This is a genomic window from Runella defluvii (genome assembly GCF_014195535.1).
Taxonomy (GTDB): domain Bacteria; phylum Bacteroidota; class Bacteroidia; order Cytophagales; family Spirosomataceae; genus Runella; species Runella defluvii.
Map to the genome: position 1 here is coordinate 57,951 of NZ_JACIBY010000024.1, position 11,581 is coordinate 69,531.

Here is an 11,581-nt window from a genome sequence, read left to right on the forward strand (position 1 = left end):
TATTAGCCGTAACATTTATTAAAAATTCAACTATATGATTGTTGATAAACAATTAGAAATATTCGTAGCATCAATTAAGCATTGGATAAATCAAAATTATCCAGTTCGTCAAAGTATAGCTGATGTTGATATGATTTACTATCCTGATGACCATTGGCAAGAAATCTATACTTATATAGGCTCAATTTTTGACTCTGGTTTGCAAAATCGTCCTTTACAAGACCTCAAAAATGTTTTATACCTTATTGCCAGAAACTATCGGGTGGCAAGATTACTCAGTTGGCATGAACCTTCAACAATCTCAAAAGTTGGTAACCTTTCTAAATCGGATTTTTTATTATTAGCTCAAACTGTTCAAAATCTTAATCACGAAGATTTTAATGATGCCTATCGCCAAATAATCGTTTTGTTGCAAAAATACCCAAGTAATGAATTTTTAGAATTCATTCCATCATTTATGGACAAGGCATTTCAAATTTCATCTAACAATTATATAAAGAATAAGGCTCTAAAACATTTCATAGAGATAAGCCACCCTAACTGCCCGAAAATGATTCAAGAATCATGGAAAGCTGCTGACGAATGGCTCAAAGATGATATCCTCACAGATATGATTTTTATTCGAGACCCCTCGATAGTTGAGTATTGTATAGAATCTGCACAAAGTACAAATTTAAAAGCTTATGAAACACACAAAAAAGCTAAACTCGAAAATCTAAGAGAACACCTTTCAAGTTTAAAAATGACACAAGTCATAACAACAAAAAAGTATGAAGTAAAAGGATTTACAACTGAAACATTAGAGGAATTTTCAAAACGCTATTTTGGATTTGGGAAAGAACTTTTTCAAAAGATAGAAAAAGAGATGCCAGACGTTTATCAGTATATGACATTAGCATACGATCCATCTGACGAACTATGTTATGCCTCTGCTTTTTATGATGATGGCTACAGAAAATTTGAAATTATGTTAGATAATGAGGTTGAACAAATTGTTTTTAAGCCTGAATTTGCCCAATGGCATGCCCAATATGGTGACTGGAGCGAATCTGACAATGCTATAAACAGTGTAATCGCTCTCTTAAAATGTCAACTTCATATTTTGAACAAAAATGAATAAGAAAATGGAGGCAAATCGTTGAATTTAAGAGATATAAGTATTTTGAAGGAGTATTTAAGCCAATAATTGGGACTTTATAATCGTCTATTATATTTCATTTCAAACTCTTTAAAATATGTCAAAATCATTCTTATTGTTAGCCCTACTTTCTGTATATGGGAGTTATGCTCAAAACACCGATAATTCCAAACCCAGGATAAATGCCATAGGTGTTGGCACTGTAAATGCTTTTCCAAACGCAGCACAAATTACCATTGCGTTTTTGCATACCAAACCTACTCTACGTGAAGCCATCAACGAAAATCAAAAAACCTTAGGCGATGTTTATGGAATTGTCAAAAAATATGTAAAGGATACTTTGGAGATCAAAACGAGTTTGATTGCGACCAATAAATCCACGAAATGGGGTGAGCGTTTGGGTAAAGAAGTGTTTGTAGGCTATCAGTCAAATCAGAAGCTTCTATTTACGCTGAGGTCATTAGACAAAATGCAGGAGTTTACGGAAGAGTTGCTAAAAACAAAGTTCAACAAAATAGAAAAAGTATCGTATTTCAATACTGAAGCGACCGAATACATGATTCAGGCAGAAGAACTGGCGGTCAATGATGCCATTGAAACGACTCGAAGGCTGGCCAAAGTAAGTAATTTGAAGATGGGAAAGATTATGTTTCTTCAATCCAACAAAAGTCCCAACGACAACTTAAACAATAGATCTGATTCGTTTGGTTTTGAGACATTTGGCAAAGGAATGGGCGGGAAAGGCGTTGCGTCAAGCGGCGAATTGATACGATATACCGTCACTGTTAATATGCACACAGAGATTATAGACTGAGGGTATTTGAAAAAATCTAAGTCCGATGTTTCAACTACCCCTATGGTATTAACGTAGTTTAATGGATGACTGCGGCCAAGAATAGACAAAGTATCGTAAAACTGATAAAACAGCTATCTCAAAAATGAATATTCTTTCAGAAGAACAGATCAAAATTCTCGCAGATTGTACATTAGGAATTATAGCGTACGAAGATGCTGCCGAGCAAATTCCTGATTCATTGCTCAAAGACACAGCATTGGCACGTGAATTTATTGAATATGCTCTTGGTTCTGAGAACGAAACGCTCGTGAATGCAGCACTTGCTTGGCATTTTTTGTATGATAAACACTGTAGCATGATTGATTTGCTGGGGCGGTTGTTATTATCCGAAAAGCACGAGCAGCATCAAGACATATTGATGTATTGTTCTTCTCCCGAATTTGCCGAATTAGTGCCATATCTCGACCAAATGCTTTCAACGGAGTACAACGGAAATCTAAAAGATGCCCCCTACCCACTGTGGATTTATTGGGCTTTGGTACGGATAAATACATCAGAAGCAGAAGAAGTAAGGAAAAAGCATAATATGCTCGAAACAGAATGATTGGAATATAGAATTTACTGAAATAAAATGAATGACATTAAGATTCAGGCGATTGCCCCATTGATTGCCCGTACTTTTATCGAAGATACGTCGATAGATTCGGCGTACTTTAAGAGTTACCGTCAAATATTAAAGGACAAAAGGCCAATCTTAGGCGATTTCTTATCGCTTATGAATGGCAGATTGCACGATTCTTGGATTATAAAACAAAACTTTCTAGAAAATACGTTTAGCCTAACTATTTCAGATTTTGTTACTCATATTTTTGCAGAGGCCTTGGTCAATAAAACGGGGTTGAAGATTGCAGATACGTCACTTGTGTTTCCGATTTACATTGATTTTCAATTGATGAATCCACCGCAATATTATGATATTCAGGAGGATGGAACGCTTACAGAAGTAGCACCCGTCTTATTTACAGAATATTTAGACGAGCAATTGTTGAAAGTGAAAAATAGTCGAAAAATCGGAATTTTAGCAACTACCAATGGCTCAGATAAGTACTTATTGGTGTTAGAGTTGGAAACTGTAAATGTTACCTTCAATCTGGATGCGGCCTGGCATCAGTTATTTGGTAATGAATACGACGCGGTTTACAATAAATTTAAAAATTTGCTCAGTCGAGGCAAGTACTTAGCGGATCAAAGCATTTGTGATGAACTGTTATGTTATTATTTACCTAATTAAATAATCATTAAGATGAAAAAACACATGAAACAACAAATACTGTTCATACTTATTCTTTTGAATTGCACGGTTGCTTATAGCCAAACCTTTGAAGGGTGGATAACTTACAGAAAAGATTTTTTGAATCCAAACCCCAAAATGTTTGCGGATAGTCTATGGAAAAAAACAATTAAGAAAAAATACGGTGAACGTGGATATATTCTTCAGAAGAATTTCTATAAAAGAGGCAAGTATTCGTCAGAAATTGATGCAGTAACAGAAAATGGTTTTCAAGTATTTAATCAAAATGATAAATTACTATACGCATGGAAGGCCAATTCAGACACTGTTGTTACCATCAATACAAAAAAATCTATGTATGATTTAATTGAAATTTCGTCTAATACTGCTCTTGACACAATTTTGAATATACCTTGTAAGTCAATAATTGTAAAAAAGGCTTTAGGACAAACAATAATTTGGTATAATAATGAAATTTTAAAGGTAGATGCCAAGTTATACAAAGGGCACAAGTATGGGCATTGGGAGCAAATCTTAGCCAAAATAGGATGTTTACCCTTAAAAATCGAAGAAAATGGGTACATCATCCAAACAGCCATCGAATATAAGGAAGAACAAGTAGATGAAAACAAGTTTGTGATACCGAAGTTTAAAACAAAGATTGAAAACCCATTTAATTGAAAAGGCTTTTTCAGTGCAACGAGCTTTATTGTTGAAAATTGACTATCAAAAATGACAAATATAGAATTTAAAGAAAAACTACAAATAGCCATTCAAAAGCAAAACCATGAGCTTTTGGAAGAGGTAATTGAGTTGTTTTGGAGCTTCGAACCCAAAAACCTAATCGAAGAAGAATTTAATCAATTACTTCTGACCCCCAACCATTACCAACATCAGTACTTAACCAAATACTTGCAAGATGTTTTGCGGTTTGAAAGCTCCGTTTCTGTCATTGACCAAATACTCACGCAGGGCTTTGAGTATATGAATCATTATTCGGAAGACGGAGTCATTGCAAAATGGTTTAGCCATGCCCTCATGGATATTGGAACACCCGAAGCCATTACGGTTTTGAAAAAACACGCTGAATCATCTAACCCAGAAATTCGGCAAGAAATGCAATATCGTTTATTAAAAAACGGTATCATTAACAAAATTCCTTATGATTCAATTAGCTTACAATTAACTTCTTACGAAGAACAACAGGCAAGTTTACCGACCGAAGGCAATCATTTCATAGCCCATGAAGCCGACGATACACTCACATTTTATGCGGCTTTCAATGATGCCATAGCCAACTATGCCGTGGCCAATCAGCGTTTTGGCGGTCATGCGTTCAGTTTTAACCGAATGACTTGGATAAAGCCCAGCTTTATGTGGATGATGTACCGTTCGGAGTGGGCAACTGCCGAGAATCAACAGCGGATTTTGGCTTTAAGAATCAGAAAACAAGATGCTGTTAAAATGCTCCAAGAAGGTGTTTTGAGTAGTTTTGATGCAACAAAATACACAGATGAAGCAGCGTGGAAACAAGATTTGAGCCAATCAGAGGTAAGAATTCAGTGGGATCCCGACCACGATGAGTTTGGGATGAAACTAAAACGAAAAGCCATTCAGATAGGCTTGAAAGGTGAAGTTTTAAGAAAATTTGCGACCGAGATGCTTTCACAAATCGAAGATATTACGTCTTTCGTGACGGCACAAAGAATTCAAAAATCAATAAATAGCGATTTTTTAGTGCCGCAAGAAAAAGTGTTTTTTTTTGAGGGCAATTTTCTAAAAATCAGCCTATAAACCCTCAAAAATAAACGAGTAGATTTTTCATGAGAGAGCATATACGTAGAATAGATAATTGGGTTAGAGAAAATCACAAGAATTTTGAATCTATGTATGAAATTGATTTTCTTTCTTATCCTCACTGGGAAGAAGTTATAGAATCTATAAAGTATGCAACCGAACTCAAACCTATCAGAGCGTGGGCAACGGAGGAAAAATTGGATTTCTTGTATATTTTAGCAAGAGAAGAGTTAGGGTTTTTAACTTGTTTTTTATATTCAAAATCAGATACCTTTTCTAAACATATAAATCTTACTATTGATGACATCGAAGATTTATTAAAAACATGTGAATCATATTGGAACGAAAAGCATTATCAAGGTTCTTTCCCAAAGCTTGTTGAATTACTAAGGAAAGGTAAAATAGTTAGTAAAATTGCGAATGAACTGCTTGTTTTAATAGAGTTATACCATATAAATACACTTGGATACGGAAAGAGAGTGTCTTTTGATATTCTTCTTAGCTGGAATTACATTTTTTATGAAAAATACATTGATCAAATTTTAATTGAAGAAGCAAACGATTTCGATTATTGTCTATGTATTTTATACCAGTACGAAAATAATACATCCAGAATTGAAAAATACATGATAACAAACGAAATGGAGGAAATAAAACAAAGTAAAGGATGGAAAAAGCTACTTAAAAAGTTTCTTTACTTACAAAGTAAAGAAAATCAAAAATGATTTACAGATGGAAAGGCTCCTCGAACATACCTTTTTTGAAACGCTTGAATACGAGCAAAAGTTTAATATTTCAGATTTTCAAAACTTACTACTGACAATAAAAAATCTCCCACAACCAACCACGCTGGAAGAGACGAAGAGATTGACTATCAACTTAATGGAGTGTCAGCGTGCCATTTATTTATCGTTGCTTTTTCATTTTGACCCCGAAGATTTGGCTGAAATTATAAATTTGCCCACTTCATCAACAGAAATCATATCGCAGTTTGATGAAGCTATGGATGAGGTTTTAAAAAAACATTTTGGAAAATGATTACAAACGCTGAATTTATCAATCAACCCTACGCAGGAATTGATGAGGAAAAAATTTTTGACGCGGAGAGTGTTAATAATTCTCAAGAATGGTCGTGGGTAAGATTTACAAATGACGACGAAACAGAATGGTGTGGGCAGTTTCGAGGTTTTCCAATCCAGGCTGCTGTTTCTGAGACTTATTGTACAATATTGATTTTAACAAGCAACCATTTATTTCAATTAAATACTATTGATGGTCAGTTAATTACATCCATTGAAAACAATGAATTTAGAAACCTAACCGTAAGCCCAAGTGGTGATTTCATAATTTCGGACTCAAATACGATTTTTTGGATTGAAAATAATATTCAACTTATAATTCCGATCAAAAGCCCATTTAGAATGGATTTAATTGAATTTAAAAATTGGGATGTTGGCAATTTATTATTTGAAGGCGAAGAGTTTTGTAACTGGGGTGTAACCCACCGAATGAAACTGAATGACGAATTAAAAAACATTGAATATGAATAGTTTAAAAGAAGAATTTTTGGAAATAATTCGCCCATTAGAATCAGCCGAAATTTACATTTCAGAAAGTATTGAGGAGTTAAAGAAAGAAATCTATGAAAATATGATTCCAATTGGTATTTCCGAAAATTTTGTAGGGGCGGTTGATGTAAATGATATACTAAATTTTTTGGGTAGAGTTAAACTAAATAGAAAAAAACAACTGTTGAATAGCCTTATCAAAGTTGACCTCATTTATTATGTGTGGTACGATAGTGGGGCAGGTCAGTTGCGATTTAATTTTATTAATGCCAATCACTCAAAATTACCATTTAAAACTAAACTTAATTTGAATGTATCAGAGCGTCAAATAGTTAAAGCTTTTATTGAGGACGTATGGAGTATGTATAACACTCTGGAAAAAAGGAAGGAGATTGGGAGGAAACTGCTGAAACAATAGATTGGAACAAGTTGGAACAAGAAGAAAACGAAAGAGCAGCTAATCATACTTTGTCCGTTTACTCCGAAATAATAAAACATAACGTTTGAAAATATGGCACAAATTGATGCTTACAATTATTCACTTTTAGGGTTTGTTGAATGCCCTTCAAGTCATGATGTTGTGTATATGTCCAATACTCGCCAAATAGCAGTATATAGGCTGGAAGAAGATGCGGAAGAATTCGATGCAAAGAAAGGCGACATACTTCTTGGAGGAGGCAGAGGAGAAGCACAAATTTTACGAATTGCTATGCCAGAAATGTTGCACTGGATGAATGATGAACTCGAAAAAGTTGAAAACCCAGAATCTATTATTTACACGATATGGACTCCCACATATTGTTATCTTATGGGTGAAGGCTTTACAAAAACAGGCTGGAAGCCAGAAGAAAAAGAGTTAGAAGTTTGGTTAGCTGAAAAAGTAATGCAAGATTTTGTATTAAATCCTATTAAAAATTCACCTTTTAAAGCATCCAAGGAGCATCTTGTTACCTACTTTCCATCAAGCAATATTGTAGAGCCGTTCACTTTAGGTGGCAATTTTGAATTACGATTTGAACTGGGTGGTGATTTGCCGAATGGCTCAAAGTCCCGAATTGAGCAGGCTACTAATAGGGCTTGTAGGTTGTTTAATGAGTTTTTCCAAAACCAAAACGCAGAAATTTGGCTACTGGCTTATGAAGATTTGAACCCTTATTTTGATAAAACCCTCAATCAACATTTACCTTATTTGTTAAAAATTTCAAAATTAGAATGTTATGAAGAAATAGATATATCTTGCCATTCGGGTAGTTTTGAATACAACGAAAATGGTGAGTCTGTTCCAAGATTTTATGATGCCAAGTTTATTATTGCCAAATTGCAAATGACACATTTGCCAATAGAGGATATTTTTTCTGGTATTGCTTCTTTTGAGATGGGTACTACACCATGCATTCCGCAAGAAATTTATTTTTTCCAAGCTGAATCAGACAAAGCGTTTCGGATGTATGATGACCGAGGATGTTATTTATGGGCAAATGAAAAAAACAAATTAGAATCTTTGTTTCATTCGTATTTTGATTGGATTTCTGAGTATCATTTGGAAGAAATCAAGAATCAATTTTAAAGCTAACCTAAAACTAAGGTATTCCCAATGGTTCGGATGGCCGATATCGCTGGTTTACTCGCACTTTGAGAGCATTACAAGTTATGGTTTTCTTGGAATTTTTACATGACAGAAATCTAAAGGCCGATACGATGGAAAATCAGTAACTGCTTCCGAAGTACCGGTGGGGCTAATCCTTACGCCCGTATCGATGGCTTCATTTCGACAATCCAAAAAACAAATCGGAATATCATTCTCAACATCGAAAGTATCCTAAAAGATAGCTTTTAATGCGTTACCTAAATAATTACGAATAATATTTAGGCGACTACAATACCCATTTTAAAACAAAAAAGATTTAGGTTTTAAAATAATTACTTATGTTTTGAATAGGTTTTAGCAAATATAATACCAATTTTCAAATAGATTCCTGTCAAGAAAAAAGACACGTCCACATAGTTGCTGATCGTGACTTTTCGTCACATTTTATGCCTATTCGACCCTATAAGCAACTTGTCCCAAAAAAAAATCAAAAAAAAAGCAAGAGAGGTCTGGCACTTCGATTGTACTTAGAGTGTATGTGCCAGTTTCTGAACACCAACCTGTTAATTGAAGGTAAAAGCTGGGGTAAACTTTAAATCATGATACTTTATGTTTCGTTAGGTTGATTGCTTGTGTTTTTGAGGCATGGTGTTTGCTACTTTGTTAGTAGAAAGAAGTTTTGATGTGTATTTCCAAAAGTCTTTAATGAACTGAAACCAATGATGTACGATTACTTTATTCGTTCTGTGAAAAAAATTAGCATAGTTAATCTATTGTTATTAAATGGTATATACCATGTTTGCATGATTTTGTCAAAAAAAATCTCCATTTTAAAGCTCCGCACTACTTATTTATTAATGGTGCTCTTTTTTATTTGTTTTGTTATTTCGCCCCTACAAGCACAGATACAAGGAAAAGTTTTTTTTGACTATGATGCTAATGGCCTACAGAGTACTTCAGTACCCCTTGAAAACGGGGTAGCAGGAGTAAAAGTACGATTATTTGTGGCCAATGTGACCACTCCATTTCTCACCCAAACTGATTCGAAGGGAGAATATTCATTTTCAGCACTACAAGCACCAGCTGGTAAAAATGTTCGCATTGAGTTTTATGATTTACCTTCTACATTTTCAAATGGATTGGTAGGCCCAAATAGTAACACGGAGGTTCAGTTTATAAAAGCGCCTGCGTTTGGTATTAATTTAGGAATTTTTAATGATGATGAATATTGCATTGGCGGTAATGAAATAAAAATTGCAACGGCTTGTTATGTGCAGGGCGATCCATTAAAAGCAGGAGATGCCGCCGATAGCGATGCTTTAGTCATCTTCAATTATAACGAAAGCGGCTTGGCTCAAAACGGAGATTTGGAGCATTTGGCTTATGCAAGGGAGATTGGTTCAACTTGGATTGGCACCTACCAACGTTCGGCGGGGCTTTTATTGGTGGGCGCAATGACCCGCCGACACGTTGGCTTAGGCCCATTAGGAACGGGGGGCTTTTATACTATCGATCTCAAAACAAAGAAAGTGACACCGCTCGTTGACGTAAAAAAATTAGGAATAGATACTGGGCCTGACCCTCATCTGGACCCTGTGTCTCAGTTAAATCTGCTGCCAGCCAAAAAGACCCAATGGAGCCGCGATTCGCTTTCGTTTCATGCGGCAGGTAAAGTAGGCATTGGGGGGGCACAACTTTCAACAACCCAAGATACCCTTTCCTTAGTTAACCTATACGATAAAAAATTTTATCGCTTTCCTGTTCCTAAACCGATGGCACCCATTGTCAACGTATCGCAGGTAGCGGTCCAAAAGTTTGATATTCCCCACCCAAATTGCTCCAACAATGACTATACCCCTTGGGCACTAAAATCGTACCGTGGGAAACATTATATAGGGGTTGTTTGTACAGCGGAACAATCTCAGAAGTTAGAAGACCTAAAGGCCGCCGTTTATGAGTTTGATCCTGCAACCCATCAGTTTAGAAATTTGCTAGTAATTCCTTTAACTTACTCAAGGGGACCAATTGACAATACCCCTGGGTGTAATACCATCAATAGATGGCTTCCATGGACAAACCAATTTCCAAAACAATGCAATGTGCCTGACCCTGTATCGGCTTTTCTTGTGCAACCACAAGCAATATTGTCAGATTTGGAATTTGACGACGATGGTTCGTTGTTCTTAGGGTTTATGGATCGCTTAGGTTTACAGACGGGCCAAGACCAGCCAGGCATAGCCACAAACGATACCTTGCACTACTATGGATTTATGAGTGGAGACTTGCTAAGAGCACAATACAACGCAGACGGAAGTTACACCCTCGAAAATAACGCACAGTCAGGCGATTTGCTGGGATGTGGCGCTAATTCAAACGCAGGGCCTGGAGGAGGTGAATTTTTCTGTGAAGATTATTGGGTCAGTGGGAATGGGGCGATTGGGCATGCCGAAATCACTAACGGCGGTTTGGTGAAAATAGCAGGTATCCCTGAAATTTTGACCTCCGCAATGGATCCTGTACACGGAGCTTACTTGTCCACAGGTTTTATTTCTTTTGATGCAAAAACTGGAAAGCGAAAAAATAGTTTTGCTATCTATTCTGTTAGTCCAGGAACTTTGGGCAAATCGGGTGGGGTAGGTGATTTAGCGGGAATTTGTGACGCTGCTCCTCTCGAAATAGGAAATCTGGTATGGCTCGATGTGAACCAAAATGGAATCCAAGACCCTGATGATACGTTAATGGATGGTGTGGTAATAACATTGCACGATTTAGAAAACTCAGGAATTGAAGTGGGGCGAGATACTACCTCTAGCGGTGGACAATACTATTTTAACGATAAAAATATAAAGCAAGGACTACAACGTAACCATAGTTATGAGATTCGATTAGACCTGAAACAAACAATATTGGTCGAGGAACTTACCATTACGACTAAGAACCAAGTAAGTGGAGTAGGGAGTGGATTGAGAGATTCGGATGCCGAATTGAGCTCAAATGCTAATTGGGCGTTTATCAAAATACAAACTGGAGATAATTCGCAAACTAATCACACAGTAGATTTTGGGCTTAAACTTGCCCAAAAGCCTTGTTCAGAATTATGTGCGCCTGTTAGAGCGAGAGTAATTCGCAAATAGTGCTGTTTGATTAGAGAATAGCGAAGTATGTCAAAGATAAGGTAATCAAGCAAATGCTTGTAAGTTTTACACCCCACTGGTTCTGCTGGTGGGATGTTTTGTTTTGAAATCTTTGGTAGTTCTTGAAAAGTGTGGATAAAACGTAAGCATAAGAAAATAAGCTGACATACTCTTATCCCTAAATGGAATGAGGTTCTAAAACCTACGCACAGGCTAACGCCTCACGTTGACGGTTCAAGGCGATGCCCTCGCCTAATATGTTTTTAGCG

The 11,581-nt window shown here is 36.2% G+C and carries 12 protein-coding genes; all 12 read left to right on the forward strand.

Features of this window, described 5'->3' with window-relative positions:
* Nucleotides 1-34 precede the first annotated feature (34 nt).
* The 12 genes from FHS57_RS29690 to FHS57_RS29745 all read left to right on the forward strand — a co-directional run bounded on the left by FHS57_RS29690 (nt 35) and on the right by FHS57_RS29745 (nt 11,312).
* Nucleotides 35-1,120, forward strand: coding sequence for a hypothetical protein (locus FHS57_RS29690; protein ID WP_183980113.1), 1,086 nt, complete (start codon nt 35-37; stop codon nt 1,118-1,120).
* Nucleotides 1,121-1,235: 115 nt separating this feature from the next.
* On the forward strand, nt 1,236-1,952 hold the full coding sequence (locus FHS57_RS29695; protein ID WP_183980115.1) for an SIMPL domain-containing protein: 717 nt from the start codon (nt 1,236-1,238) through the stop codon (nt 1,950-1,952).
* A 124-nt stretch (nt 1,953-2,076) separates the two neighbouring features.
* Nucleotides 2,077-2,538 (forward strand): hypothetical protein, encoded by a 462-nt coding sequence (locus FHS57_RS29700; protein WP_183980117.1) that lies wholly within the window; start codon nt 2,077-2,079, stop codon nt 2,536-2,538.
* A 27-nt stretch (nt 2,539-2,565) separates the two neighbouring features.
* Nucleotides 2,566-3,225, forward strand: a complete 660-nt coding sequence (locus tag FHS57_RS29705) for a hypothetical protein (protein WP_183980119.1) — start codon at nt 2,566-2,568, stop codon at nt 3,223-3,225.
* A 24-nt stretch (nt 3,226-3,249) separates the two neighbouring features.
* A complete protein-coding gene (locus FHS57_RS29710; protein WP_221225768.1) occupies nt 3,250-3,906 on the forward strand; it encodes a hypothetical protein in 657 nt (218 codons plus the stop codon).
* A gap of 51 nt (nt 3,907-3,957) precedes the next feature.
* On the forward strand, nt 3,958-5,019 hold the full coding sequence (locus FHS57_RS29715; protein WP_183980123.1) for a DUF4291 domain-containing protein: 1,062 nt from the start codon (nt 3,958-3,960) through the stop codon (nt 5,017-5,019).
* Between the two features lie 29 nt (nt 5,020-5,048).
* Nucleotides 5,049-5,747 (forward strand): hypothetical protein, encoded by a 699-nt coding sequence (locus tag FHS57_RS29720; protein ID WP_183980124.1) that lies wholly within the window; start codon nt 5,049-5,051, stop codon nt 5,745-5,747.
* 7 nt (nt 5,748-5,754) lie between these two features.
* Nucleotides 5,755-6,060 carry a hypothetical protein gene (locus tag FHS57_RS29725; protein ID WP_183980126.1) on the forward strand — a complete coding sequence of 102 codons (306 nt, stop codon included), beginning with the start codon at nt 5,755-5,757 and terminating at the stop codon, nt 6,058-6,060.
* The gene (locus FHS57_RS29730) at nt 6,057-6,572 is read left to right on the forward strand and encodes a hypothetical protein (RefSeq protein ID WP_183980128.1); all 516 of its coding nucleotides are present in this window, start codon (nt 6,057-6,059) and stop codon (nt 6,570-6,572) included. Before FHS57_RS29725 ends, FHS57_RS29730 begins: the two co-directional genes overlap by 4 nt.
* On the forward strand, nt 6,565-7,008 hold the full coding sequence (locus FHS57_RS29735; RefSeq protein WP_183980130.1) for a hypothetical protein: 444 nt from the start codon (nt 6,565-6,567) through the stop codon (nt 7,006-7,008). The genes FHS57_RS29730 and FHS57_RS29735 overlap by 8 nt, the downstream gene beginning before the upstream one ends.
* Before the next feature lie 93 nt (nt 7,009-7,101).
* Nucleotides 7,102-8,157, forward strand: a complete 1,056-nt coding sequence (locus tag FHS57_RS29740) for a DUF3885 domain-containing protein (protein ID WP_183980132.1) — start codon at nt 7,102-7,104, stop codon at nt 8,155-8,157.
* Between the two features lie 824 nt (nt 8,158-8,981).
* The gene (locus FHS57_RS29745; protein WP_183980134.1) at nt 8,982-11,312 is read left to right on the forward strand and encodes an SdrD B-like domain-containing protein; all 2,331 of its coding nucleotides are present in this window, start codon (nt 8,982-8,984) and stop codon (nt 11,310-11,312) included.
* Nucleotides 11,313-11,581 lie beyond the last annotated feature (269 nt).

Coding starts and splice junctions, on each gene's coding strand:
- FHS57_RS29690 (WP_183980113.1), top strand. CDS start 35: ATGATTGTTGATAAACAATTAGAAATATTCGTAGCATCAATTAAGCAT.
- FHS57_RS29695 (WP_183980115.1), top strand. CDS start 1,236: ATGTCAAAATCATTCTTATTGTTAGCCCTACTTTCTGTATATGGGAGT.
- FHS57_RS29700 (WP_183980117.1), top strand. CDS start 2,077: ATGAATATTCTTTCAGAAGAACAGATCAAAATTCTCGCAGATTGTACA.
- FHS57_RS29705 (WP_183980119.1), top strand. CDS start 2,566: ATGAATGACATTAAGATTCAGGCGATTGCCCCATTGATTGCCCGTACT.
- FHS57_RS29710 (WP_221225768.1), top strand. CDS start 3,250: ATGAAACAACAAATACTGTTCATACTTATTCTTTTGAATTGCACGGTT.
- FHS57_RS29715 (WP_183980123.1), top strand. CDS start 3,958: ATGACAAATATAGAATTTAAAGAAAAACTACAAATAGCCATTCAAAAG.
- FHS57_RS29720 (WP_183980124.1), top strand. CDS start 5,049: ATGAGAGAGCATATACGTAGAATAGATAATTGGGTTAGAGAAAATCAC.
- FHS57_RS29725 (WP_183980126.1), top strand. CDS start 5,755: ATGGAAAGGCTCCTCGAACATACCTTTTTTGAAACGCTTGAATACGAG.
- FHS57_RS29730 (WP_183980128.1), top strand. CDS start 6,057: ATGATTACAAACGCTGAATTTATCAATCAACCCTACGCAGGAATTGAT.
- FHS57_RS29735 (WP_183980130.1), top strand. CDS start 6,565: ATGAATAGTTTAAAAGAAGAATTTTTGGAAATAATTCGCCCATTAGAA.
- FHS57_RS29740 (WP_183980132.1), top strand. CDS start 7,102: ATGGCACAAATTGATGCTTACAATTATTCACTTTTAGGGTTTGTTGAA.
- FHS57_RS29745 (WP_183980134.1), top strand. CDS start 8,982: ATGATTTTGTCAAAAAAAATCTCCATTTTAAAGCTCCGCACTACTTAT.